The sequence below is a fragment of the Azospirillum mesophilum genome (assembly GCF_053470405.2).
This window is the reverse complement of record NZ_JBPXMQ020000003.1, coordinates 357,604-381,304: the sequence shown is the minus strand read 5'-3', so window position 1 is coordinate 381,304 and position 23,701 is coordinate 357,604. Positions and strand designations below refer to the sequence as shown.

General features: G+C 68.4%; 20 protein-coding genes and 2 tRNA genes. 4 read left to right on the top strand and 18 right to left on the bottom strand.

Annotated features, from left to right (window positions below; genetic code table 11):
- From ACSVC7_RS06040 to ACSVC7_RS06020, 5 genes are all read right to left on the bottom strand, one after another.
- On the bottom strand, nucleotides 1–676 hold a 676-nt coding region (locus ACSVC7_RS06040; protein WP_483508072.1), incomplete at its 3' end, for a Rossmann-fold NAD(P)-binding domain-containing protein.
- Between the two features lie 66 nt (nucleotides 677–742).
- Nucleotides 743–1,198: a CBS domain-containing protein gene (locus ACSVC7_RS06035; protein ID WP_448208635.1), complete on the bottom strand. Its 456-nt coding sequence runs from the start codon at nucleotides 1,196–1,198 to the stop codon at nucleotides 743–745.
- An 84-nt stretch (nucleotides 1,199–1,282) separates the two neighbouring features.
- A complete protein-coding gene (locus ACSVC7_RS06030) occupies nucleotides 1,283–2,311 on the bottom strand; it encodes a 2-dehydropantoate 2-reductase (protein WP_448208634.1) in 1,029 nt (342 codons plus the stop codon).
- A 201-nt stretch (nucleotides 2,312–2,512) separates the two neighbouring features.
- On the bottom strand, nucleotides 2,513–2,953 hold the full coding sequence (locus tag ACSVC7_RS06025; RefSeq protein ID WP_448208633.1) for a GNAT family N-acetyltransferase: 441 nt from the start codon (nucleotides 2,951–2,953) through the stop codon (nucleotides 2,513–2,515).
- A 114-nt stretch (nucleotides 2,954–3,067) separates the two neighbouring features.
- Nucleotides 3,068–3,997, bottom strand: coding sequence for a histone deacetylase family protein (locus ACSVC7_RS06020; RefSeq protein ID WP_448208632.1), 930 nt, complete (start codon nucleotides 3,995–3,997; stop codon nucleotides 3,068–3,070).
- A 421-nt stretch (nucleotides 3,998–4,418) separates the two neighbouring features.
- Between ACSVC7_RS06020 and ACSVC7_RS06015 the strand changes: the two genes are divergently transcribed.
- On the top strand, nucleotides 4,419–4,622 hold the full coding sequence (locus tag ACSVC7_RS06015) for a hypothetical protein (RefSeq protein WP_448208631.1): 204 nt from the start codon (nucleotides 4,419–4,421) through the stop codon (nucleotides 4,620–4,622).
- Between the two features lie 365 nt (nucleotides 4,623–4,987).
- Complete coding sequence (oxlT, locus tag ACSVC7_RS06010) at nucleotides 4,988–6,292, top strand: oxalate/formate MFS antiporter (protein ID WP_448208630.1); 1,305 nt, start codon at nucleotides 4,988–4,990, stop codon at nucleotides 6,290–6,292.
- Nucleotides 6,293–6,412: 120 nt separating this feature from the next.
- Here oxlT and ACSVC7_RS06005 read toward each other — a convergent pair whose 3' ends face one another.
- The 9 genes from ACSVC7_RS06005 to ACSVC7_RS05965 all read right to left on the bottom strand — a co-directional run bounded on the left by ACSVC7_RS06005 (nucleotide 6,413) and on the right by ACSVC7_RS05965 (nucleotide 18,112).
- Nucleotides 6,413–6,619, bottom strand: a complete 207-nt coding sequence (locus ACSVC7_RS06005; protein ID WP_448208629.1) for a hypothetical protein — start codon at nucleotides 6,617–6,619, stop codon at nucleotides 6,413–6,415.
- A 106-nt stretch (nucleotides 6,620–6,725) separates the two neighbouring features.
- Nucleotides 6,726–8,945: a PAS domain-containing hybrid sensor histidine kinase/response regulator gene (locus ACSVC7_RS06000; RefSeq protein ID WP_483508069.1), complete on the bottom strand. Its 2,220-nt coding sequence runs from the start codon at nucleotides 8,943–8,945 to the stop codon at nucleotides 6,726–6,728.
- Nucleotides 8,946–9,469: 524 nt separating this feature from the next.
- Complete coding sequence (locus tag ACSVC7_RS05995) at nucleotides 9,470–11,905, bottom strand: sensor histidine kinase (protein WP_448208628.1); 2,436 nt, start codon at nucleotides 11,903–11,905, stop codon at nucleotides 9,470–9,472.
- 25 nt (nucleotides 11,906–11,930) lie between these two features.
- Nucleotides 11,931–12,605 (bottom strand): response regulator transcription factor, encoded by a 675-nt coding sequence (locus ACSVC7_RS05990; protein WP_448208627.1) that lies wholly within the window; start codon nucleotides 12,603–12,605, stop codon nucleotides 11,931–11,933.
- A gap of 4 nt (nucleotides 12,606–12,609) precedes the next feature.
- The gene (locus ACSVC7_RS05985; protein WP_483508067.1) at nucleotides 12,610–13,737 is read right to left on the bottom strand and encodes an AbrB family protein; all 1,128 of its coding nucleotides are present in this window, start codon (nucleotides 13,735–13,737) and stop codon (nucleotides 12,610–12,612) included.
- 96 nt (nucleotides 13,738–13,833) lie between these two features.
- Nucleotides 13,834–15,213, bottom strand: a complete 1,380-nt coding sequence (locus ACSVC7_RS05980; protein ID WP_448203509.1) for a 2-hydroxycarboxylate transporter family protein — start codon at nucleotides 15,211–15,213, stop codon at nucleotides 13,834–13,836.
- Between the two features lie 164 nt (nucleotides 15,214–15,377).
- Nucleotides 15,378–16,217 (bottom strand): aldo/keto reductase, encoded by an 840-nt coding sequence (locus ACSVC7_RS05975; protein ID WP_448203508.1) that lies wholly within the window; start codon nucleotides 16,215–16,217, stop codon nucleotides 15,378–15,380.
- A gap of 206 nt (nucleotides 16,218–16,423) precedes the next feature.
- Entirely contained in the window at nucleotides 16,424–16,564 is a 141-nt protein-coding gene (locus ACSVC7_RS05970; RefSeq protein WP_448203507.1) for a hypothetical protein, read from the bottom strand.
- 171 nt (nucleotides 16,565–16,735) lie between these two features.
- Entirely contained in the window at nucleotides 16,736–18,112 is a 1,377-nt protein-coding gene (locus ACSVC7_RS05965) for a cytochrome P450 (RefSeq protein ID WP_448203506.1), read from the bottom strand.
- A 142-nt stretch (nucleotides 18,113–18,254) separates the two neighbouring features.
- Here ACSVC7_RS05965 and ACSVC7_RS05960 point away from each other — a divergent pair, with 142 nt between their 5' ends.
- The gene (locus ACSVC7_RS05960) at nucleotides 18,255–19,193 is read left to right on the top strand and encodes a helix-turn-helix domain-containing protein (protein ID WP_448203505.1); all 939 of its coding nucleotides are present in this window, start codon (nucleotides 18,255–18,257) and stop codon (nucleotides 19,191–19,193) included.
- Between the two features lie 19 nt (nucleotides 19,194–19,212).
- On the opposite strand, the gene ACSVC7_RS05955 is transcribed toward ACSVC7_RS05960, so the two are convergent.
- Complete coding sequence (locus tag ACSVC7_RS05955; protein WP_448203504.1) at nucleotides 19,213–20,442, bottom strand: MFS transporter; 1,230 nt, start codon at nucleotides 20,440–20,442, stop codon at nucleotides 19,213–19,215.
- 123 nt (nucleotides 20,443–20,565) lie between these two features.
- On the opposite strand from ACSVC7_RS05955, the gene ACSVC7_RS05950 reads away from it, so the two are divergent.
- The gene (locus ACSVC7_RS05950; RefSeq protein WP_448203503.1) at nucleotides 20,566–21,453 is read left to right on the top strand and encodes a LysR family transcriptional regulator; all 888 of its coding nucleotides are present in this window, start codon (nucleotides 20,566–20,568) and stop codon (nucleotides 21,451–21,453) included.
- Nucleotides 21,454–21,484: 31 nt separating this feature from the next.
- Here the strand turns inward: ACSVC7_RS05950 and ACSVC7_RS05945 are convergent.
- From ACSVC7_RS05945 to recJ, 3 genes are all read right to left on the bottom strand, one after another.
- A tRNA-Glu gene (locus ACSVC7_RS05945) sits at nucleotides 21,485–21,560 on the bottom strand.
- Nucleotides 21,561–21,626: 66 nt separating this feature from the next.
- A tRNA-Glu gene (locus ACSVC7_RS05940) sits at nucleotides 21,627–21,702 on the bottom strand.
- A 98-nt stretch (nucleotides 21,703–21,800) separates the two neighbouring features.
- Nucleotides 21,801–23,600: a single-stranded-DNA-specific exonuclease RecJ gene (recJ, locus tag ACSVC7_RS05935; RefSeq protein WP_448203502.1), complete on the bottom strand. Its 1,800-nt coding sequence runs from the start codon at nucleotides 23,598–23,600 to the stop codon at nucleotides 21,801–21,803.
- Nucleotides 23,601–23,701 lie beyond the last annotated feature (101 nt).

Sequence of the window (23,701 nt, the reverse complement as noted above, 5' to 3'; positions counted from 1 at the left end):
CCACGAAGCTGCCGCCGAGCGACTGCACCTGCTCCTTCACCGCCGGGCGCACGTCGGTCGCCGAGACGATGGCGCCCAGCCGCTTGGCCGTGGCGATGGCCTGTAGGCCGGCGACACCGACGCCCATGATGAAGGCCTTGGCCGGGGCCACCGTGCCCGCCGCGGTCATCATCATCGGAAAGGCCCGGCCGTACTCGGCCGCGGCGTCCACCACCGCCTTGTAGCCGGCGAGGTTGGCCTGGCTCGACAGCACGTCCATGACCTGGGCGCGGGTGATGCGCGGCATGAACTCCATGGCCAGCGCGGTCACCCCGGCGGCGGCGTAGGCCTGGAGGTGGTCGCGGCTGGCGTAGGGCTGGAGGATGCCGAGCAGCAGCGCCCCGCGCTTGACCAGCGCCAGCTCGTCCTGCCCGCCTTCACCGCTGGTGATTTCCTGGGCGATCAGGGGGCGCTGCACCTTCAGCACGATGTCGGCGTCGGCCAGCGTCGCGGCGGCGTCCGGCGCGATGGCAGCACCCGCGTCGGCATACAGCGCGTCCGGCAGGTTGGAGCCCAGACCGGCCCCGCTTTCCACGGTCACGTCGAGACCGAGGGCCTTCAGTTTCTTGACCGTCTCCGGAGACGCCGCCACGCGTGTCTCGCCCGCGCGCCGCTCCCTGGGTATGGCGATTTTCATGATTCTTATGTGCCTCCCACAGCCGCCGGCCGGGCGAGCCTTCGGCCTTCCGGCCGGCGGACAGGCTTATTGGTTTGCGGCGACGGGATAGCTCCACGTCTCCGTGTCGGCGTCCTCGCGCGGGACCGCCTCAAGCTGCGCCTTGATGATGTCGCGTACGCTGACCACGCCGATAAGGGTCGCGCCGTCCAGCACTGGAACGTGCCGGATCGTGTGCTCGTCCATGAGTTGGAGAACGTGGCGCACGGAATCGCCCGGCGCGCAGCAGACGGGCTGGCGGCTCATCAGCGCGGTGACCGGTTGGCCCAGCACAGCCGGCCCACGGTCGGTGAGGCCGCGCACGATGTCGCGTTCGGAGATGACGCCGACGACGGTGTTTCCCTCCGTCCGGCAGACGTCCTTGACCACCAAGGCACCGGTGTTCTCGGCCTTCAAAAGTCGCAGCGCGGTCTCGATGGTTTCGTTGATCCGCACCGTGCCGATGCGGGTTCCCTTCCGGCGGAGAATGTCTTCAACCCTCATGACGTTCCTCCTTTGAACCTGGGCTTTGAACCCGGGGTCCGGCCCCCATTCTTTTTGATTGGAGTGGGGCCGGACCGTTTCCGCCTATTGGGCCGCGACGGCGGGTGCCGTCACCTCGTCCGTCTTGCGGCCGGGCCGCGTGTAGAGCCCGGCGACCTCGCCCCGCTGGCGCACGAGGGCCAGCACGACGTCGATGGTCGGAGTGGCGAAGCCGACCATGCGGCCCATCTCCTGAACCACCGACAGCAGCGCGTCGATTTCCATGGGACGGCCGCGCTCAAGGTCCTGCAACATTGAGGTCTTGTGCGCCCCGACCGCGCCGGCGCCGTTGATGCGGCGTTCCACATCCACACGGAAATGCACGCCCAGCCGGTCGCCGATCTCCTTGGCCTCCAGCATCATCGCCTTGGCGACCGCGCGGGTCTCCGGGTCGGAGCAGATGACATCCAGCGTGGCGTGGGTCAGCGCGCTGATCGGGTTGAAGCACAGGTTGCCCCACAGCTTCAGCCAGATCTCGTCACGGATGCGGTCGAGCACCGGGGCGCGCAGGCCGCCCTTCTCCATGGCCGCGGACAGCGCCTTAACGCGCTCCGACTGCGTGCCGTCCGGCTCGCCCAGCGAGAATTTGTCGCCATAGATGTGCTGGATGACGCCGGGCTCCACGACCTCCGTCGCGGGGTAGACGACGCAGCCGATGGCGCGCTCCGGCCCGAAACCGTTCCACTGCACGCCGCCCGGATCGACGGAATCGAGCTGCCGCCCCTCGAACGGACCGCCGTTCTTGTAGAAGTACCAGTAGGGGATCCCGTTCACCGCGGTGACGATGGCGGTGTCCTTGCCCAGCAGCGGCTTGATCGCGTCCACCACGCCCGGCACGGAATGGGCCTTCAGCCCGATGATGACGTAATCCTGGGGACCCAGGTCCGCCGCGTTGTCCGTGCAGCGGGGACGGACGACGGTCTCCTCCTCCCCGACGATAAGCTTCACCCCGTTCTGGCGCATCGCCGCGAGGTGGGCACCACGCGCCACGAGGCTGACGTCCGCGCCCGCCTGGTGAAGGCGCACGCCCAGGTAGCCGCCGATGGCCCCGGATCCGTAGATGCAAATTTTCATGTCCCGATCCCTTCCCCCCTTTTTGCCGCGCCCCGCGCGGCCATTGCACGAACCCCTATCAATCAGCACTCCTAACAAATACAGAGTTTGGTATACCAGATACCAGATGTCAACACGCAAAAAGGGGCCGAAGGCCGGGCATGAAAAACCGGGCGCCCAGGGGTCCAGGCGCCCGGTTCGAACAGGTTCGCGCGGCCTGGATCAGCCGATCGGCAGCACCAGCTGGAAGGACTTAATCGTCATGCGCTTGCGGTGGTAGAAGCGGTGGGCGTCGCCGCGCTGGACGCCGGAGATGATCTCCATCTGCGCGCAGTTGCGCTCCTTGGCCTGCCCGACCAGCCAATCGAACAGCTGGTCGCCCAGCCCGTAGGAGCGCAGCTTCGGCGAGGTCACCAGATCCTCCACATACATATAGCGGCCGCGCGACAGGGTCTCGTGCACCCGGAAGCCGCCGCAGCCGGCCACCTCCCCGTTGAAGCGCAGGAGGGCGAGGTTATAGCCGTCCTCCATCTGGCGCTTGATCTGGTCGCGGTAGGCATCCGCGTCGGTCATGTGGGTGCGAAGCTCCTTCATGACGAAATAGCTTTCGTTGATGTCGGAGTCGGTCTTCGCCAGGGTGATCTCGACCGTCTGCTGCTCCATGATGCGCAACTCCCTACCTTGATTTTGTTTGGGTAAACGCGGGATGGTCCGCGTTGGTATATGGTATACCAACAGAAAGCGCGCCAGAGCAACACCACCGATGGGCAAGATCCGTCAAGCACGCATCAGTGCCCGGAGATGGGCGGCGCAGCCCTCCCCCAGGCCGACATTGTCGTAGCCGCCTTCCAGGGCCGACACGACCCGCCCGCCGCACAGACGGTCGGCCGCATCCACCAGCTTGCGGGTCGCCCATTCGAAGTCGGCGGCCGTGAAGTTCAGCTGAGCGAGCGGATCCCGCGCGTGTGCGTCGAACCCGGCGGAGATCATCACCAATTCCGGCTGGAAGGATTCCAGCGCCGGGAGGATCTGCCGCTCCATGGCCTGCCGGAACTCCACCGTGCCGGAATACGGCGGCAGGGGCACGTTGAGGACGTTGCCCGCGGACCCGGTCTCCCCCGCCCGTCCCGTCCCCGGATAAAGCGGCGACTGGTGGGTGGAGGCGAAGAACAGGTCCGGCTCGTCCCAGAACATGGCCTGGGTACCGTTGCCGTGGTGCACGTCGAAGTCCACCACCGCGACCCGCTTCAGCCCATGGCGCTTGCGCGCGTGCTCGGCGCCCACAGCGATGTTGTTGAAAACGCAGAAGCCCATGGCGCGCGCGGGCTCCGCGTGATGGCCGCAAGGGCGCACGGCGCAGAAGGCGTTCGTCGCCTGCCCGCCAAGCACCGCGTCCACCGCCGCGCCGACGGCTCCGGCCGCCCGCAGGATGGCGGAACGCGAACCGGGCGACAGCAGCGTGTCGGCGTCGAGCCGGACATAGCCGTTCTCCGGCATCGCCTCCAGCACAGCGTCCACATAGGCCGGCTCATGAACCCAGCGAAGCTGCTCCACGGTCGCTTCCGGCGCCATGTGGCGGGGCAGCGACCGGAACTCGTCCCGGTCGAGCACCTCCCACACCACGGCGATCCGTTCCGGCCGCTCCGGGTGGCCGGGGCCGGTGTCGTGCAGCAGGAAATCGGGGTGGGTGAAAATGGCGGTGGTCATGGTTTCGGTTTCCCCCAGGCTGGCCCTGTTCCGGGCGTGTGATGGCGGCGCGCCCGCACGGAGAACGCCACAGGCATACCAAATGCCAATTGCGTACCGTTTGTTTTGCAAGCAGACAATACGCCTACATACGAAAGGCGAAGCGGCGCCCGGCGTCGGTGGCGGGAACGGTCGTCCAATTCCGGTGTTGTGCAGATGCACAAAGCCATTTGGATCGCGAATTCCTGCACAAGGCCCTGGTGAACCTTCGTTTTCTTACGTTTGAAAATATATGCGTATCCAACACCCGCTCGGCGCCGCACCATGCTCAGAACGCATGACCGGTATCTGGTATACCAAAAACACTTGCTGATGCCCTCGCCAATGGGCATAGTCATCGCAACAACGAAGCAACAACCCATCCCCGAAACGGAGAAAACTCATGCTGGACGTTCTGGCCCTCGCGCTTCTGATCTCGGTCTTCGGTGGGACGGTGAGCCATCTTCTCGCCGCGCAGCTGGGGGCCGGCGGCTCCACGAACGCTTCGACGTCCGGCCTTCCCGTCAACCGCCTGCGCCGCATCGAAAAGCCCGCGGATGACGAGGTTTCCGGCCCTACCTGGGCGAGCTTCCCGCGCGCGTTCTAATCTCTTGCCGGACGATCCGTCCGGCCCGATACGGCGATTAGCCAAACGAAAAAGGACGGCCTTCCCGGGCCGTCCTTTTTCGTTTGCGCAAGGCCCCAACAGCCTCTCTGGAAGATCGTTACGCTAATAGTTCGCTACACGCACAAAATCCTTGCGCGCTCAGAGCGTATCTGGCATACCATATCTTTAATGCCAATCGGCGGTTCCCGAGAAGCCCGCACCGGATGGAGAGGGCGCCGGCATCTCGGCAGCAAGGGCCTGGGCACGGACGCGGCACCTGAACAAAGGCCAGCATCCCAAAAGAAAAAAACTAAAAAAACAACAACCCGACTCACCGAAAAGAGATCGATTCGAGGAGGAGACAAATGCACCAATCGCTCTCGGAGGGTCACAAGGCCCCCCTCGGCGGACGCTGGTTCCAGCTCGTCATCGGCGTGATCTGCATGTCGATGATCGCCAACCTGCAGTATGGCTGGACCCTGTTCGTCAACCCGATCGACGAGAAGTATCATTGGGGCCGCGCCGGCATCCAGGTTGCCTTCACCATCTTCGTGGTCATGGAAACATGGCTGGTCCCGGTCGAGGGCTGGTTCGTCGATAAGTTCGGCCCCCGCATCGTGGTCCTCATCGGCGGCGTGCTCTGCGCGCTGGCCTGGGCGATCAACTCCGTGGCGGACAGCCTGGCGATGCTCTATCTGGGCGCGGCGCTCGGCGGCATCGGCGCCGGCGGCGTCTACGGCACCTGCGTCGGCAACGCGCTGAAGTGGTTCCCCGACCGCCGCGGCCTCGCGGCCGGCCTGACGGCCGCCGGTTTCGGCGCCGGCTCCGCCCTGACGGTCGTTCCGATCGCCAACATGATCAAGTCCTCGGGCTATGAAGCCACCTTCATGACCTTCGGTCTGGCTCAGGGCGCGGTCGTCTTCCTGCTCGCCTGGTTCCTCGCCGAGCCGAAGGCCGGTCAGGTTCCGGAATTCAAGAAGGGCATGGTTGCGCAGTCCCGCGAAAACTACACCCCGGTGCAGATGCTGAAGACCCCGGTCTTCTGGGTCATGTACCTGATGTTCACGATGGTTGCGGCCGGTGGTCTGATGGCGACCGCTCAGCTCGGCCCGATCGCCAAGGACTTCCACCTCGACGGCGTTCCCGTCAGCATCATGGGCCTGACCCTGCCGGCGCTGACCTTCGCACTGTCGATCGACCGCGTGTTGAACGGCGTGACCCGTCCCTTCTTCGGCTGGGTGTCGGACCACATCGGCCGCGAGAACACGATGTTCGTCGCCTTCGCCCTGGAATGCTTCGGCATCCTGGCGCTCAACCAGTGGGGCCACAACCCGGTCGCCTTCGTGATCCTGACCGGCCTGGTGTTCTTCGCCTGGGGTGAAATCTACAGCCTGTTCCCGGCCTGCTGCGGCGACACCTTCGGCTCGAAGTTCGCCACCACCAACGCCGGCCTGCTGTACACGGCCAAGGGCACCGCGTCGCTGGTCGTTCCCTTCGCCAACATCGCCGTCGCCTCGACGGGCAGCTGGCAGGCGGTGTTCTTCTTCGCCTCCGCCGTCAACGGGATCGCGGCTCTCCTGGCCATCTTCGTCCTGAAGCCGATGCGGGCCAAGCAGATGTCGGCGGTCGACCAGAAATCCTCGAAGCTCGCAGCCGAACCGGCGCAGTAATCCGCCACGCTGCACACCGAAGCACCCTGACGCAGCCGGGCCGGGAGGAAACTCCCGGCCCGGTTCGCGTTCGCGCCCGGCGTGACGCTGATCAGCGCAACAGCGGTCAGCGAGACAGGATCAGAAACCGCGCGGGAAGGACGCCCAGGACGGACCGGCGGCGATCTCCTCCTCGGTCTTGCGCTCCTGCTTCACCCGCTTCAGATGGCTCGCCGACCAGGGATCGCGCACCGGCTGGCCGGCGGTGGCGACCTGGGCCGACAGGATGCGGAAGATCACGACGGCGAAGCCCGACAGCAGGAGAGACAGGACGACAATCGCAAGCATGGTTCGACCCCCAAAAGGCGTAGGCGTACCAATACGCCTTTTGGGCAAGCGAATCGAGTCCGCACTGCAACATGCCCATTACCTAATGGTATCAGGGCCTGAGCTGTCAGGAGCAGCGGACGAGGCGCAGGTGGTCTTCCAGCATGCTGTGAAGCTGGCGGGGGGTGACCGGCTTGTGCAGCAGCCCCAGCCCGTGCGCCTGCGCGTCGCGGTGGCACTCGGCCCCGGTCTCTCCGGTCAGGATGACGCCGGGGACCGGAGCCCCGACCCATTCGCGGATGCGCAGGATGGCCTCGGTTCCCACGCGCCCGTCGCGCAGGCGGTAGTCGGCAACCACGATGTCCGGCGCCCGACCGTCTTCCTTCAGCCGTTCCAGCGCCTGATCGGTGGAGCCGGCGATCAGCACTTCGTAGTCCCAATCCTGGAGCATGGCGCGCAGCCCCAGCAGGACGATGGCGTCGTCGTCCACCAGCACCGCCAGCCGGTCGCGGCCGGACCGTTCCAGCATCGGCTCAACGGGCGCCTCGCGCTCCCCCTGCCCCGCCGCCATGGGAACGGCGATGGAAAAGGCCGAGCCCCGTCCCGGCTCCGACCGCACATCGACCGGATGACCGAGCAGGGCCGACAGCCGCTCGACGATGGCGAGGCCCAGGCCCAGCCCCTGGGCGCGGTCGCGTTCGGGATTGCCGACCTGATGGAACTCCTCGAAGATCCGCTCCAAATGGTCGGGCGGGATGCCGATGCCGCTGTCCTCCACGCTGATGGTCAGCGTGTCGGTTTTCGCCTCGGCGCGGCAGCGCAGCCGCACGAAGCCCTCGTCGGTGTAGCGCACCGCGTTTTCCACGAGGTTGCGCAGCATGCGGGCCAGCAGCGTCGGGTCGCTGCGCACGGCCACGCCGCATTGCGTCTCCACCGCGAAGGCCAGCCCCTTGCTGGCGGCGATGGGTGCGTAGGCGGCGCCGACCTCCTCCAGCAAGGGGCCGAGCGCGACGTCCTCGACCTCCGCCTTGATCACGCCGGCGTCCAGGCGCGACACGTCCAGCAGGCTGTCCAGCAGGCTCTTCAGCGTGTCGAGCCCGCGCTCCAGCATCGTCAGGGCGCCGCGCCCCTCCTCACTCGCGACATGGCCGCGCACGACCTCCGTGAACAGGAACAGCGACTGCATCGGCTGGCGCAGGTCGTGGCTGGCGGCGGCGAGGAAACGGCTCTTGGCCCGGTTGGCCTGTTCCGCCTCGGCCCGCGCCTCATAGGCGTCGTGCACATCCACCGCCGTGCCGATCCAGGCGACCAGCCGGCCGTTCTGCATCATGGGATTGACCCGGCCCAGATGGTGCCGGTACAGGGCGTCGGCCCGCCGCAGGCGCAGGTCGAATTCGTAGGGCACGCCCGCGGCGATGGCGTTGCGGCTGAGGTCCACGACGCGCTGCCGGTCGTCCGGGTGCAGGATGTCCCACCGTTCCATTTCCGTGATCATCCGGCCGCCGTAGTCGCGCCACGCCTTGTTGAAGAACTCCAGCGTGCCGTCCGGGCGATTGATCCACATGATCTGCGGGGCGTTGTCGATCAGCGCCCGGAACCGCTCCTCGCTGGCGCGCAACGCCTCCTGGGTCCTCCGGTGTTCGGTCACGTCCACGGTCAGGCCGATCATGCGCTCCGGCCGGCCGCTCGCGGAGGAGAGGACGCGCCCCCAGGCCGACAGCCAGCGCTCCTCGCCATCGGGACGGACGATGCGGTATTCGACCTCGAAATGCGGATGGAGCCCGGCGATGATCTCGCTCCGGTGTGCGAGGAAGCCATCCGTCCCGTGGTCAGGGTGGATGAGCCGCATCCAGGTCTCGACCCCTGGCTCGTCCCGCTCGGGATCAAGCCCGAGGATGCGGAAGGTCTCCGCCGACCACACGGCCTTGCCCGTGATCAGGTCCGTCTCGAAGCTGCCCGCCCGTGCGGCGCTGAGCGCCATGCTCAAATGCTCTTCGCTGCTCCGCAGCCGCTCCTCCATGCCGCGCCGTTCGGTGACGTCCTGGAGGTAGGCGACCACCCCGCCGGAGGATGGGAACAGGCGCACCACATACCAGCGCCCGCTGCGCGGCCCCCTCAGTTCGAACTCCGCCGGCTCCTGCCCGGTCATCACCGCCTGCGCCGCCTCCCAGACCGGTGTCCCGACGAACTCCGGCACGATGTCGTAGAGGCTTCGGCCGATCAGGGGCGGCTCGTCCAACATCAGGCGGTCCGCGCGTTCGTTGGCGAAGGTCACCCGCCAGTCGCGGTCGAATTCGATGATCGCGTCCGTGGTGCTGCGCAGCACCGCCGCCATCCGATGAGCCATGAAATTGGCGTGCCCGCGCGCACGCAGGAATTGCCGGAAGGCCCAAATTCCGCACAGACAAACGGCCGCCAGGATTGCCACGAGGATTGTGGATGATCCCGCTGCGGCCTCGGCCTCTGGAAGGACCTCCATCGCCCATGCAGCAGAACAGGCCGTCATGGCCAGCAGAAAGACGATTTGGATCATTACATTTTCATTGGAAATGGGACGGCGGAGGCAAGCGCAGCCCTCCGGGAAGGCGGGACGCCACTATAACCAAAGGAAATCCCGTGAAACGAGTACGCAGAAGAGGATAGACGGCTTTGCCCAAAGTCCATGCATTTTCACGCGATTGACGATTCGTTTTTGCAACCGCTTTTTCAAACGCCGTGACAGGTTTCCGACAGCTTTCGCGACCATAAGACACGCCATCGCGTCGCATCTTTGCGCACGCGCTGCGTTTCCTCCAAAAAGCACCTGCGCCCCCTCGGCCCCGCCGCCGAGGGGATTTTTGGCTCAGACCGTTTTGACTCACGCCGGGGCGGTCACGGGCGTTGCACGACCCGCTGCCAGTGCCGCAGGAAGCGTTCGTGCTTCAGGTCGTCCAGGAACACCAGCAGCGCCGGCCCCAGCGCGATGCGCTGCACCGGACCGCTCAGGCCCTCCAGCAGGTGCGCGGCCGACATCGGCCCTTCGGCCGTGGGCGACAGGGCGTAGAAGGCGTCGCCCTTGGCGATCACCCCCTGCCCGCGTTCGGACAGCAGATAGTCGATGAAGCGCCCGGCGAGCTGCGGCGAGCGGGCATCCTTGTGGATCGTCGCCACGCGCATGGCGACCAGCGTGTAGTCGGACGGCGCCACGATGCCGATGGGCGCCCCGGCGATCTGCCGCACCCGCGCGTAGGTGCCCAGCAGGTTGTAGCCGATCAGCGCGTCCCCCCGCTCGATGGCGTCCAGCATGTCGGCGGTGCAGCAGGCGACACGCACCCCCACGTCCCCCAGCGTGTCGGCCAGTTGCCAGAACTGGCTGGACAGCACGGAATCCTGCGCCGCGAACAGATAGCCGATGCCCCTCTGAGCGAGGTCGTAGGTGACGACGCGCCCGCGATACCGCTCCTCCTGGTCGCGCAGCAGCCGGATCAGCGCGTCGCGGGAGTGCGGCACCTCCGCCTCCGGGACGAGGGTCCGGTTGTAGACGATGACCGCCGGTTCCAGGGTGAAGCCGAAGGCCTCGTCCCGCCAGTTCGCCCAGTCCGGCAGGGCCGCGGTGTAGGCGGAGACATAGGGCTTCGCGAAGCCGTCGTTCACCAGCTTCGCCTGAAGGTCGGCGGAGGAGCTGATGAGCAGGTCCGGCGCTTCTCCCGTGGGGGCCACCACGCTGTCGTACAGCTCCGTGTTGGTCATCTGGACGTAGTGGATGGCAACGTTCGGGTTCGCCTGTTGAAAGTCGTGGATCAGCACCTCCATCTGCGGCCGGTCGGTGGCGGTGTGGATGCGCAGCCGCTCCGCTTCGGGGCCAAGCGCCGGGAACAGCGTGATCTCGTCCGCCCACCCCACCCCCGGCCACAACGCCAGCAGCATCGCCAGCACCAGCGGCAGCAGCGCCGCCTTGGCACCCGCCTTAGCGCCCTCTTGCGGCGGCGGAAAGGCCAGCCGCGCCAGCAGCCCGCCGTCGGGCCGGTCGTGCAGCGAAAAGGCGGCGTCGTGCGCCTCCGCAACCGCCTCCACGATGGCGAGGCCGAGGCCGCTGCCGACCGTTCCGGCCGCAGCGCTGCCGCGCCCGAAGCGCCGCAGCACGACCGGCTTTTCCGTGTCTGGGATGCCGGGACCGTGATCGGCGATCTCCACCACCGGGCCATGGCCATGCCCGCCCGGCCGCAGCCGCACCTCCACCCCCGCCGGGCCGCCGCCGTACTTGACGGCGTTGTCCAGCAGGTTCGCCAGGGCCTCCCGCAGGCTGACGGGATCGCCGGAGACGAGGAAGGACGTGGCCTGCCCCTCCTGCACGATGCGGATCGGCGTGCCCTCCGCCACCGCCTCCGCCCGGTGGACGACCTGCCCGATCAGGGCCGCCAGATCGACCGTCTCGCGCTGCACGGCCTCGCCCCGGTGCAGCACCATGGCGTGGCTGAGAAGCTGGGTGGTCAGTTCGCTCACCTCCACGGCGTTGCGGTGGACGCGCCCGACGATGCGGCGCAGGCGGTCGGTCTCGGTCTCCTCCGCCGCGATTTCGGCCTGCGCGCGCAGGGCGGCGAGCGGCGTGCGGATCTGGTGCGCAGCGTCGGCCAGGAAGGTCTTGGTCTGGTCGAGGTTCGCCTTCAGGCGGCCCATCAGGTGGTTGATGGCGCCGAGAAGCTGACTGACCTCAGCCGGGGCCGGCACGTCGATGGGGCTGAAGTCGTTCGGCCGGCGCGCGCGGATCAGCCGTTCCAGATAGCCCAAGGGCTCCAGCGCCTGCCGCACCCCGAACCACAGCAGCGCGGCACCGGCCAGCACGGCCAGCAGGATGGGCGCGAAAGCGTTGGCGAAGATCTCCTGGGCCAGCGCGTCGCGCGCCTCCCGCGTCTGCGCGACGACGATGGTGACCGGCCCGGTCACGTCAGGCCGCACGATGAGGCGGCCGAGCACCGCCACCCGCACCGGCACACCCCGGTAGACAGCGTCCGAGAAGACGGGACCGCTCTCCCCACCGTGCGCCGGCTTGGCCGGAAGATCGCCGTAGCCGGTGAGCAGCGCCCCACCCGGCGCCACGATCTTGTAGAAGACGCGGTCGCGCCGGGCCATGCCCAGGATGCTCAGCGAGGAATAGGGAAGGTCCACGGTAATCGCCCCCTCCTCCACCTGCACCGCGTCGGCGATGGCGAGCGCGGAGGCGGACAGGAGCTGGTCATAGGCCCGGTCCGCCGCCCGGTGCGCGTAAGCGCGCACGAACAGGAACAGCACCGCGCCGACGATCCCCAGCACGACCAACAGCCGCAGCAACAGCCGCCGTTGCAGGGAGGAGGCTTCAGCGCTCCTGCGTGAGATCCGCAACATAGCCCAGCCCATGCACGGTGCGGATCACCACCGACGCCCCGTCCAGCTTGCGCCGCAGGCGGGAGACGTACAGCTCGATCGCGTTGGGGGCCACCGCCTCGTCCAGGCTGCACAGCTGGTCGATGAGGGCGCCCTTGCTCATGACCCGGCCGATGTTGGCAAGGAACAATTCCAACAGGCGGAACTCGCGGGCCGACAGGTCCACCGGCTGCCCGGCGACGGCGACCTTCTTCCCGGCCCCGTCGAAGGTGACGTTGCCGAAGGCCGTCTCCGACGAGGCGATGCCCTGCGGTCGGCGCAGCAGGGCGCGGCAGCGCGCCTCCAGTTCCCGGAAATCGAAGGGCTTGACCACATAGTCGTCGGCGCCGAGGTCGAGCAGGTCAACCTTGGTGTCCACCTCCGACCGCGCGGTGATCACCACCACCGGCGTCCGGTCGCCGCGCCGACGCAGGGTCCGCAGCAGAGTCTGCCCGTCCATTCCCGGCAGCATGATGTCCAGCACCAGAAGCTGGTAGGTCTCGGTCCGTAGCAGTTCCGCCGCCTGTTCCCCATCCGCCGCCCAGTCCACCCCGTAGCCGAGCTTGCGCAGGCGATGGATGATCGCGTCGGCCAGATCCTCGGTGTCCTCGACGACCAGAATGCGCATGGTCTTATCGCTCCGCGAGGTCCTGCACCGGAATCTGGCTCGGTTCCCGTACCTTGCCAGAGCCGGGCTTGCGCGGCTCCCACAGCGGGGTGCAGACGCCGATGCCGAGGAAGCGCACCACATGGTGCGCGCCGATGAAGGCCACGTCGAGCCCCAGCGCGAAGGCCACGATGGTCATCGCTTCCAGCCCGCCCGGCGCGTAGGCGATCCACAGGGAGCCGAAGGGCATCTCCAGCCACCGGGACGCCGCCCCGGCGAAGCCCGCCGACAGGACCAGCGCGATCAGCACGCTGGCCACCGACGGCCCGATGGCGAGCCGCAGCGTCGCCATCGGCACGCCCCGGAACCGCGCGCCGATGGTCGACCCGGCGGTCAGGAACCCGGCGACCAGGACCGCCGTCGGCACGACGCCGTGCACCAGCCCCGACAGGTGCAGCGCGGAACTCGCCAGCATCGCGCCGAGCAGCACGTCGCCCGGCAGGCGGAAGCGCTTGAACAGCCACGCCCCCGCCCCGCTGGCGGCCAGCAGCCCCAGGACGCCCAGCGCGCCTTCCGGGTCGACCGCCGCCGCATGGGCGCCCAGCCCCGGCGGCGGCGCCACGTAACGCAGGATCCAGGGCATGGCGACGACCAGGATGAACAGCCGCAGGCTCTGCGCCAGCGCCACGCGCGGCAGGTCCACCCCGGCCTTCGCCGCCATCGCCAGCACGGCGGCCAGCGCACCGGGGATGGAGCTGAAGCGGGCCGTGGCGCGGTCCCAGTTGTGCACCCGCTCCAGATAGGCCGAGCACACCATCACCGTGGCGGCGATGGACAGCGCCAGCATCAGCATGCTGAGCGGCCACGTCCGCATCACCCGCCACGTGTCGGGCGAAATGCCGGAGCCCATGGACATGCCGATCAGCGTGTAGGAGACCTCGCGCATCCAGTCCGGCACATGCAGCGGCACCCGCGTGCCGATGGCCCCGGCGGCGACGGCCACCATGGAGCCGGCCAGCCACGCCGCCGGCATGCCGATCCAGTTGAACAGCGCCCCGCCCGCTCCGCCGAGAGCCAGCGTCATGACCACGACGCCCGCCTCCTTCAGCCGCAGGCCGAACGTTCCCTTACCCTCTGCACCATCACGAGGCATTCGCGCCCGTTTCCCTTTTTCTTCGCAAACCACACAAAAAGCACCGCCCTCCGCCGGACGCGGAAGGCGGTGCCTGGAGCCATATGGCTGTCAGCCTCAAACGATGTGGGCCAGGACGATCAGCACCACGGTCACCGTGATAGCACCCCCGATGCGCGTGGCGATCTGCGCAAAGGGCATAAGCTGCATGCGGTTGGCCGCCGTGAGGATCGCGACGTCGCCGGTGCCGCCCTGCCCGCTGTGACAGGCGTTCACGATGGCCGTCTCGATCGGGTACATGCCCAGGAACCGGCCGACCAGGAAACCGGTGCCCATCAGGGTCGCGACCGTGGCGACGATGGTCACCATGTAGGGCACGTTGAAGGCCGACACCAGCTTGTCCCAGGGCGTCATCGCCACGCCGATGGCGAACAGCAGCGGGTAGGTCACGGCGGTGGAAAAGAACTTGTAGACCACATAGGCACCCTGCTGGAGGCCCGGCGACACGGCGCGCAGCAGCTTCACCAGCACGGCCAGGAACAGCATGGACACGGGGGCCGGCAGGCCGAACAGGCGATGGCACATCAGGCCGACGAGGTACAGCGTGATCGCGGTGATCCCGGCGGCGGCCAACGTGCTGACGCAGTTGGTGCCGGTGATCTCCGGCTGCTGGGCCGGGTGCAGGTCGTCGTCGCCGGCCGGCTGCAGGCGGCCCTCGCCGGTCAGGTGCGGCTTGCGCTTGCCGAGGTAGTTCAGCGCGCCGGACAGCAGGATGGCGGTCAGGCTGCCCAGCATCACCGGCGGCAGAACCTGCGCGAACAGCTCGCCCTGCGGGACGTGCAGGATTTCCGAATAGCCGATGGACAGCGGGATGGCCCCCTCGCCCACGCCGCCGGCCATGATCGGCACGACCACGAAGAAGAAGCTGTGATAGGCGCTCATGCCCATCGCCACGCCGACCAGCGTGCCGACGACGCCGGCCGCGACCGACCCGATGGCGAGCGGCACGAAGATCTTCAGGAATCCCTTGACCAGGACGTTGCGGTCCATGCCCAGGATGCTGCCGACGATGATCGCGGAGATGAACAGGTAGAGGAAGTTGGTCGACTTCGTGAAGTCGGTCACCACCGTAAAGATCTGGTCCGGCAGCAGGTGCTTGTAGGCCAGATAGGACGGGATGAAGGTGGCGAAGATCGCCGCCGCACCGATGTTCCGGAACACCGGCAGACGCTTGCCGATCTCCGCGCAGCTATAGCCGCAGACCGCCAGGACGGCGATCACCATGCAGATCTCGGTCGGCAGCTTGCCGGTCGCCAGGAAGCCGGCGATCAGCGCCACGAGGATCGCGTAGATCGGCAGCGGGATGACGCCGATGCGCGTGTCCACCAGCTTCCACCAGAAGGCGAGAACGCTGTTTTCCGGCGCCGCCTTCCCGTCGATCAGCGCGGCGGCATCGGTTGCGCGGTCGATGACCGCCGTGTTTTGTGCGACCTGCATGGTCGTCCTCCCCAGACGAGTTTTCCGCGCGCCGTTTCGTTCCGCACCCGCCCGCGTGCCGTGCCGGCAGGGCTTGGTCGGCGCATTCGTCCGTTATGCTGACGATTCCTGTCAGGAAGCTGTCAGCACGGTTGGGAGTGAAAAAGTTTCCGAGGAAATGAGATCTACAGCATCTCCAGCGGACGCGGCCCCTTGGGCGGCGGGAAGGCACGGTCCAGGTCGGCCATATCCTGGTCGTCCAGCCGCAGGTCGAGTGCTGCGCGGTTCTCCCGGACGTGATCGGGGTTCGACGCCTTGGGGATGGGAATGACGCCGTCCTGACGCAGCAGCCACGCCAGCGCCACCTGGGCGGGCGTCGCCCCGTGCCGCTCCGCGACGCGCCGCAGTTCGGCGTGGCGCAGCATCCGCCCCTGCTCGATGGGCGAATAGGCCATGATCGGGATGCCGCGCTGCCGGCACCAGGGCTTCAGGTCATAGTCGATGCCCCGGCGCGTCAGGTTGTAGAGAAGCTGGTTGGTCTGGACGGCGTCCCCGCCCGGCACCTCCACCAGCTCCTCCATGTCGGCGAGGTCGAGGTTGCTGACGCCCCAGTGGCGGATCTTGCCGTCGCGGATCAGCGCCTCGAACGCCTCGACCGTCTCGGCGAAGTCGGGGCTGCCGCGCCAGTGCAGCAGGTAGAGGTCGATGCGGTCGGTCTTCAGCCGGCGCAGGCTGCGCTCGCAGGCCGCGATGGTGCCGCGCCGGCTGGCGTTCTGCGGCAGCACCTTGCTGACCAGGAACACCTCGTCGCGGCGCCCGGCGATGGCCTCGGCCACCACCTCCTCCGCCCCGCCGTCGGCGTACATCTCCGCCGTGTCGATCAGCGTCATGCCGAGGTCGAGGCCGAGCCGTAGCGCCGCGACCTCCCCGGCGTGGTCCCGGCGGTCCTCGCCCATGTACCACGTGCCCTGGCCGAGCACCGGAACAGCCTCGCCCGAAGGCAGGAGCGTCGTCGGAATCGTCATGACCAGCCTCTCCGTCGGATCGCGGGTGAAAAGCCCTTCTCCCCTTGGGGGAGAAGGGTTGGGATGAGGGGTCGGTACCGCCGTAAGGCGGGAAAATTGCTGGCCGGCTTTGCCGGCGCCACCCTCACCCCAACCCCTCTCCCCTCAAGGGAGAGGGGCTCTAAAGATTTATCCGCTGCGGGTCGGCGCGCAGCGCCAATGAAAACTCAGCCGTCCACCCTCCGTCTGGTCGTGGGCCCGGTGGCGGATTGGTTCAGCTTCTCGGACAGCAGCTTGGCCGTGTCCTCGGGAAGCTCGTCCAGGCGAAGGGCCGCGGGAACGGCGTAACCGCCGGTCCTGCGGTCCATAACACACCAGCCCGCACCATCGTCGCGAAGCCGTGCCACATACCGCTGTCCTTGTGTCCGCATGCGTCCCTCCCATTCGAAAACCGCTCTTGGCGGTCATTGGACGCACACAAACCCAGGGCTCCAGCGCTGGCCTGGGCCAAGCATCGGGGGTACTCCCGGCGCGGACTCTCACGCAACCGCCGACAGCCGCAAGCGCAGGGGCTGGGCCGGGCGCAGCGACACCGTCATGACCGGTTGCGGAGGAGCCGCCCCCTCGGGCACGGACAGTTCGAAGCGTTGCAGCACCATCGCCGCGATCACCAGCATTTCGGTCATCGCCAGATGCTGCCCCAGGCAGACGCGCGGACCGACGCCGAACGGCAGGTAGGCACCGCGCGGGAAGGCTGGCGCGTCGGGGGCGAAGCGCTCCGGCCGGAAGGACAGCGGCTCGGGAAACCAGCGCGGGTCATGGTGCATCACCTGCACCGGCAGTATGAACATGGTGCGGGCGGGAAGCTGCCACGAACCCAGGGTGATCGGCCGCGTCGACCGGCGGCTGTTGAGCACCGGCGCCGCCGGGTAGAGGCGCAACGTCTCCTGAAGGGTCTGCGTCAGGAAAGGCAAGGACCCCAGCCTGTCCGCCGTCGGCACGCCGCCCTTCAGCACCCGCCGGACCTCGTCGCGCGCGGTGGCCTGCGCCGCAGGGTTCGCGGCCATGCACCACGCCCACCAGACCAAGGTGGCCGCTGCGGTCTCGTGCCCGGCCAGGAACATGGTCGTGCACTCGTCACGCACGGTTTGCAGCGGCCACGCCGTGGGGTTATCCCTATGCAGGCGCAGCAGGCGGGACAGCAGGTCGTCGGGCCAGGCGTCGGGCTCCAACGCCAGCCGTGCCTGCACATGCCGGTCGATCAAGCCCCGCAGCGCCGCAAGGGCGCGCCGCTTCGCGCGCTTCCAGGGCACCCAATCCGGCCAGCTCGCCGGCCAGTACAGCTCCGCGTTGACCGCCCGCAGGATGCTGTGCACCGCGTCTTCCGCCATGCGGGCGTCGTCGCCGATCTCGTCCGAAAACATCATTCGGACGATCACATCCATCGCCAGAGACGTGAAGGCGCTCTCCACCGGCCGGGGCTTCCCGTCCAGGGACCAGCGCGCAAGCGCCTGCCCGGCTGCGGCGGCGATGGTCGGGACGAAAGCTTCCACCGCCTTGGGCTGGAAGCTCGGTTGCATGGCGTGCCGCTTGGTGCGCCAAGCCTCGCCCTCGGCGACGAACAGGCTGCGCCCCTGGATGCGGGCGAAGACGCGCATGCCGCGTTCCCAGCGGATCAGGGCGTCGTGCTGGCCCACCAGCAGCGCGCGCGCGAGTCCGGGGTCGGCGACGATGACCTGATGCTCCGGCCAGACGCGGAGGTGCACGACGTCGCCGAATTCCCGCTGCCACGCGGCCAGCGTGCCGAGCAGGTCGCGCGACATCCGCGCCAGCAAGCCCCAGCCGGTCAGCCCGGACGGAGGTCCCGGCGGCCAGAAGCCGGGTGGATGGGACGCGGAAGTTTGGAGTGCCGCCATGGGGGACAGCGCATCCCCATGGAACGGGCATTTCGGGGGCGATGAGGTGTTCATGACCGGCATTGTTCGGCGGCACGCACCGATTGTCTTGAACGCAACCGACATCGACGGGCTGTCCCGCTGCCGTCTATGATGCCCGACGATGTCGTCCGACCCGTTGCCTCCACCACCGCACTGCCCCGACCCGCTGACGCGCGCGCCCCGCCTGTCCGGCGAGGGAGAGACCGCGCACACGCGCCTGCACCTTGCGCCGCTGGCGTTGCAGGGTGCGGTAACGGCGATCATCGGGCGGGACACGCGGGGCGTCGATTTGAACGACGCACAGCGCCTGTCGCATTTCCCCGCCTCGCCGCTGGTGTGCCTGTCCTGGCTCCAGGGGCTCGACGGAGGGCTCGTGGAGCGCACCGCCGGCGGCCCGCGCTGGCGGCCGTTCGGCGCCTCCGTTCTGCTGTCGGGCAGCCAGTCCCGGCCGACGGTCAGCTGGGCGCCGACCAGCGGGCGGGGCGGCATGGCGTGCTTCCCCGCGGACGTCGCGCGGGACCTGTTCGGCATCGACCCGGGCGCCATCCACGACCGCTTCGTCCCCGCGTGGGAGGTGCTGGATGCTTCCTGGCGGCCGTTGCTGGACGCGCTGCTCGACGCCGACGACGATGCGGGGACGCTGGCCGCGCTGGAACGCCACTTGGCCGGGCGCTGGAACGCGCTTCAAAGCCGCACGACCTCCATGCCCTCCCTGCGCCGCTTCGGCCGCCACTGGGTCGAGCGGCTGGCGTGGCAAGCCCACCAGTGGCAGCGCACCCACAGCCCCCGGCAGGTCGAACGCCGCATCATGGCGCAGAGCGGGCGGTCCCTGCGCCAGTGGAAATCGCTCGTGAAGACCGAAGGCTTGTTCTTCTCCGCACGGGAGCGGGTGGAGGCCGGCCGGCCCCTCGACTGGGCGGAGCTGGCCCAGGACGAAGGCTTCGCCGATCAGGCGCATTTGTGCCGCGCGACCAAGCAGATCACCGGTTTCCCACCGGGCGAGTTCGCCCGGCGCTTCGTCGAGGACGAATCTTTCTGGCTGTACCGGGCGTGGATGTGAGGCGGACGCCAGCCTCCCCTTAACCGACCTTGCGGACCGGGCGAGAGGACGCCGTAACGGCGAGCGCCGCGACAGCCACCGCGAGGGGGACGAACGAGACCCACAGGACCGTGTCCCATCCATAGGCCGTCAGCAGCCCCCCGGACGCGAAGGAACCCAGGGCCATCGTCCCGAACACGATGAAGTCGTTGAGCGACTGCACCCGCGTCCGCTCCTCCGGACGGTGGCATTCCAGCACCAGGGCCGACGCGCCCAGGAAGCCGAAGTTCCAGCCGACGCCCAGCAGGATCAGGCTCAGCCAAAAATGCGCCTCGTCCACCCCCGCCAGTCCCACCGCGGCGGAGGCGGCGATCAGCACCAACCCGGCGGTCACCATGCGGGGGGCGCCGAAGCGCGCGATCAGCCGCCCGGTGACGAAGCTCGGCGCGTACATCGCGATGACGTGCCATTGCAGGCCGAGGTTGGACGCCTCCTGCGACAGGCCGCACAGACGCATCGCTAGGGGGGCGGCCGTCATGATGAAGTTCATGAGCAGGTAGGACACGAGACCGCAGATCACGGCGGTGACGAAGCGGGGCTCGCCCGCGATGGCGCCGAGCGGGCGGCCGCCGGCAACCTCCGCCGCCGTCGGCATCGGAAGCCGGACGCCGAGCAGGACGAGGGCGGACACGGCCGCCACAGCGGCTTGCGCCAGATAAGTGGCCGCGAACAGGTACGGCGGCCAGAGGTCCATCGTGTGGGTGACGAGCTGCGGACCGATGACCCCCGCGAACACCCCACCCGCCATCACGGCGGACATAGCGCGGGGGCGCCGCTCCGCCGGGGCGCAATCGGCGGCGGCGAAGCGGAAGGAGAGAACCACGGCGGCGTAGGCGCCTCCGAAGATCATCGCCGCGCAGAACAGCCAGAAGGACCCCAGCACCACCGCCAGGGCGGACAGCACCCCGACCAGAGCGCCGCATCCCGTGCCCGTCAGGAACGCGGCGCGGCGGCCGTGGCGGCGGGCGATGGCGCCGGCCGGCAGGGTGCACGCCGCCATCCCCACCACGAAGATGGAGATCGGCAGCGTCGCCAGCGCCGCGCTGGGTGCCAGCGTGTTGCCGACGATGGCGCCCGTTGCGTACACCACCACCGCATTCGCGCCGGCAAGCGCCTGCGCAACCGACAGCCGCAGGACATTGCCCAGCTCATGCCCATACGGATTCGCGGGCGCGAGCGCGGTCGCGGTGCTGGCTTCGGCTTGGGACATGGGTTTCCTCGGGCGATGGGTTGGGCTTCGTGACGCCGGCGGGCGCGGTTGATCCAGGATTAACGGCCATCCATTATGAGCGGAAATGGTATGTTCTCATGAATGAATGAGCGGGAGTCATGGATGCTTGATCGCCAGCTTCTTGCGATCCTGCGGGAGGTGGACCGCCTGGGCAGCGTCACCGCCGCCGCCGACCGGCTGAACGTCAGCCAGTCGGCGCTGAGCCACACGATCCGCAAATTCGAGGAGCGCACCGGCGTCGCGATCTGGATGAAAAAGGGGCGCAACCTCCGCTTCACCCAGGCCGGGAACCACTTGCTGTCGCTGGCCCAGCGCGTGCTGCCGCAGTTCGAACATGCCGAGCGGGCTCTGGCCGACTTCGCCTCGGGCCAGCGCGGCGCACTACGGGTGGGGATGGAATGCCACCCCTGCCAGAAATGGCTGATGCGGATGACCGCGGTCTATCTCGCGCAATGGCCGGATGTGGATTTCGAAGTCCGCACGGCCTTCCGCTTCGACGGCGTCGCCGCGCTGCTGGACAATGAGATCGACCTTCTGATCACCCCCGATCCGATCGATTCGGCCGAGGTCCTTTTCACGCCGGTCTTCGATTACGAACTCGTCCTGGTCGTGCCTGAGGCGCATCCGCTGGCCACACGCGGCGTGGCGCTGCCGCAGGATCTGCTGGGCGAGGAACTGATCACCGTTCCGGTCAGCCTTGAGCGGCTCGACGTCTACACGCGCTTCCTCGTGCCGGCCCACTGCCGGCCGCGCCGCCACAGCACGGCGGAGGCGACCGACCTGATGCTGCAACTCGTTGCCGCCGGACGCGGGGTCACCGTCCTGCCGGATTGGCTCGTGCGCGAGGAAGGTTCGGACCTGCCCATCCGCACCGTGCGGCTCGGGCCCGACGGGATCGGCAAAAGCATCCACCTTGGCATTCGCCGGGGCGAGGAGAGCGTGGACTACATCGCCGGATTCCTGGCGCTGGCACGGGAAACGGGAGGGTAGAAGCGCCCCAGCGCGATATCGGGAATTGAGATGGCGTCCCCAAGGGGATTCGAACCCCTGTCGCCGCCGTGAAAGGGCGGTGTCCTAGGCCTCTAGACGATGGGGACATCGTTGGCGCGGCGGGCGTGCCGGCCAGATCAGCCAAACAATTCCCAGCCGTTATGCCGGGAAAGTGGCGTCCCCAAGGGGATTCGAACCCCTGTCGCCGCCGTGAAAGGGCGGTGTCCTAGGCCTCTAGACGATGGGGACGTCGTTGGCGTGGCGGGATTACTAATGGCCGGTCGTTGAGAGTGCAAGCACATTTTTCTCCGCCCCCGTCACATCGGCGTATGCCCTCACATGGGTCCTCACATGGACTGCGCGGGTGCCGCGTCGTCGATCAGAAGCTGGACACCCTCCGCCCCGTTCCAGCGGTCGATGCGCAGGATGCCCGCAAGGTGGAAGGGCGATCCCCGGCCCATCAGCAGCGCCTTTCCAAGCTCCGTTTCCAGCGCGCGGAAGGCGATGGCCTTCAGCCGGGCGCCGTCGTTGCCCTGCAGGATGCAGCGGACGTGGTTCGCCCCCACCACGTCGGCGCGCACGACGCGGGCGTCGGTGACGGCGAAGCGTGGCTCCGCGTTGCCCGTGCCGAAGGGGCCGAGCTTGTTCAGCGTGTCCACGAGGCCGGAATTCGCCGCCCCTACGGACAGGGCGCCGTCCAGCTCCAGAGTCGGCACCAGCGGGGCCGCCGCGACCTGCTCGGCGATTCGGCTGGTCAGGAACGCGCGCAGGGCGTCCATCTTGTCGCCGGCCACGGTGAAGCCCGCCGCCATGCGGTGGCCGCCGCCGGCCATCAGAAGCCCTTCCTGCCGGGCCGCGATCACCGCCGCGCCCAGATCGACGCCGCGCACCGACCGGCCGGAGGCTTTGCCGATGACGACGCCACCGGCCCCCTCCTCCAGCGCGATGACGCAGGCCGGGCGGCTGTAGCGCTCCTTCAGGCGGCTCGCCACGATGCCGATGACGCCGGGATGCCACCCCTCCCCGGCCACGAAGACCAGCTCGGCGACCTCGTCCGCGTGCTCCTCCAGCCGGGCGATGGCGTCTTCCAGCACGCCCTGCTCCACCACGCGCCGCTCGGCGTTGTGGGCCTCCAGCTTCTGGGCCAGTTCCATCGCCTCGATGGGGTCGTCGGTGGACAGGAGCCGCGCGCCGAGGTCCGACGCACCGACCCGCCCGCCCGCGTTCACGCGGGGGCCGAGCACATAGCCGGCGTGGTAGGCGTCCGGCTTCTCCTTCACGCCGGCGATGTCGGCCAGCGCCGACAGGCCGGGGTTGGAGCGCCGCGCCATCACCTTCAGCCCCTGCGCCACCAGCGCGCGGTTCAGCCCGGTCAGCGGCACCACGTCGCAGACCGTGCCCAGCGCCACGAGGTCCAGCCAGTCCAGCAGGTTCGGCTCGGCCCGGCCCTGGTAGAAGCCGGCGGTGCGCAGGGCGCGGTTGATCGCCACGACGGCCAGGAAGGTCACCCCCGCCGCGCAGAGCGTGCGGTAGGTCCCGTCCTCGTCCAGCCGGTTCGGGTTGACCAGGGCCAGGGCGGGCGGCAGCCGGGGCTCCGCCGCGTGGTGGTCCAGCACCACCACGTCCAGCCCGGCCTCCGCCGCCGCCTCCAGCGCCGCAAAGGCGGAGATGCCGCAGTCCACCGTCACCACCAGCCGCACGCCCTCAGCCTTCAGCCGCAGCAGCGCCGGGGCGTTGGGGCCGTAGCCCTCCTTCATGCGGTCGGGAACGTAGATGCGCAGATCCGCCCCCACCGCCCGAAAGAACCGCCGCAGCACCGCCGAGGAGGTCGCCCCGTCCACGTCATAGTCGCCGAAGACGGCCACCGGCTCCCCGTCCAGGATGGCGCGGGCGATGCGCTCGGCCGCGGCGTCCATGTCCTTGAAGCGGGAGGGATCGGGCAGCAACGCCTTCAGGGTGGGGTTGAGGAAGGTGTCGCAAGCCTCCTCCGTCACCCCGCGCGCCGCCAGCACCCGCCCGACGATCTCCGGCAGCCCCCTGCCCTGCGCCAGCCCCCAGGCCAGCCGCTCGTCATAAGGCCGCGCCTGCCAGCGCTTGCCGGACAGGGAGTGGGCGACGTTCAGGAAAGCGGGAACGGTGTCGGTCATGCTGCCCAGGATGCCACGGAAGGAAGGGGCGAACCCATAGCAGATGAGAGCGACGAAGGTACAGGTCGCCTATTGCGTCAACCGTGTGACGACAACCTTGT

What these genes read in the sequence shown, in the direction of transcription:
- ACSVC7_RS06035 (WP_448208635.1), bottom strand. Translation starts at nt 1,198, where the DNA reads ATGAGGGTTGAAGACATTCTCCGCCGGAAGGGAACCCGCATCGGCACG.
- ACSVC7_RS06030 (WP_448208634.1), bottom strand. Translation starts at nt 2,311, where the DNA reads ATGAAAATTTGCATCTACGGATCCGGGGCCATCGGCGGCTACCTGGGC.
- ACSVC7_RS06025 (WP_448208633.1), bottom strand. Translation starts at nt 2,953, where the DNA reads ATGGAGCAGCAGACGGTCGAGATCACCCTGGCGAAGACCGACTCCGAC.
- ACSVC7_RS06020 (WP_448208632.1), bottom strand. Translation starts at nt 3,997, where the DNA reads ATGACCACCGCCATTTTCACCCACCCCGATTTCCTGCTGCACGACACC.
- ACSVC7_RS06015 (WP_448208631.1), top strand. Translation starts at nt 4,419, where the DNA reads ATGCTGGACGTTCTGGCCCTCGCGCTTCTGATCTCGGTCTTCGGTGGG.
- oxlT (WP_448208630.1), top strand. Translation starts at nt 4,988, where the DNA reads ATGCACCAATCGCTCTCGGAGGGTCACAAGGCCCCCCTCGGCGGACGC.
- ACSVC7_RS06005 (WP_448208629.1), bottom strand. Translation starts at nt 6,619, where the DNA reads ATGCTTGCGATTGTCGTCCTGTCTCTCCTGCTGTCGGGCTTCGCCGTC.
- ACSVC7_RS06000 (WP_483508069.1), bottom strand. Translation starts at nt 8,945, where the DNA reads ATGGCTCATCGGATGGCGGCGGTGCTGCGCAGCACCACGGACGCGATC.
- ACSVC7_RS05990 (WP_448208627.1), bottom strand. Translation starts at nt 12,605, where the DNA reads ATGCGCATTCTGGTCGTCGAGGACACCGAGGATCTGGCCGACGCGATC.
- ACSVC7_RS05985 (WP_483508067.1), bottom strand. Translation starts at nt 13,737, where the DNA reads ATGCCTCGTGATGGTGCAGAGGGTAAGGGAACGTTCGGCCTGCGGCTG.
- ACSVC7_RS05980 (WP_448203509.1), bottom strand. Translation starts at nt 15,213, where the DNA reads ATGCAGGTCGCACAAAACACGGCGGTCATCGACCGCGCAACCGATGCC.
- ACSVC7_RS05975 (WP_448203508.1), bottom strand. Translation starts at nt 16,217, where the DNA reads ATGACGATTCCGACGACGCTCCTGCCTTCGGGCGAGGCTGTTCCGGTG.
- ACSVC7_RS05970 (WP_448203507.1), bottom strand. Translation starts at nt 16,564, where the DNA reads ATGGACCGCAGGACCGGCGGTTACGCCGTTCCCGCGGCCCTTCGCCTG.
- ACSVC7_RS05965 (WP_448203506.1), bottom strand. Translation starts at nt 18,112, where the DNA reads ATGGCGGCACTCCAAACTTCCGCGTCCCATCCACCCGGCTTCTGGCCG.
- ACSVC7_RS05960 (WP_448203505.1), top strand. Translation starts at nt 18,255, where the DNA reads ATGTCGTCCGACCCGTTGCCTCCACCACCGCACTGCCCCGACCCGCTG.
- ACSVC7_RS05955 (WP_448203504.1), bottom strand. Translation starts at nt 20,442, where the DNA reads ATGTCCCAAGCCGAAGCCAGCACCGCGACCGCGCTCGCGCCCGCGAAT.
- ACSVC7_RS05950 (WP_448203503.1), top strand. Translation starts at nt 20,566, where the DNA reads ATGCTTGATCGCCAGCTTCTTGCGATCCTGCGGGAGGTGGACCGCCTG.
- recJ (WP_448203502.1), bottom strand. Translation starts at nt 23,600, where the DNA reads ATGACCGACACCGTTCCCGCTTTCCTGAACGTCGCCCACTCCCTGTCC.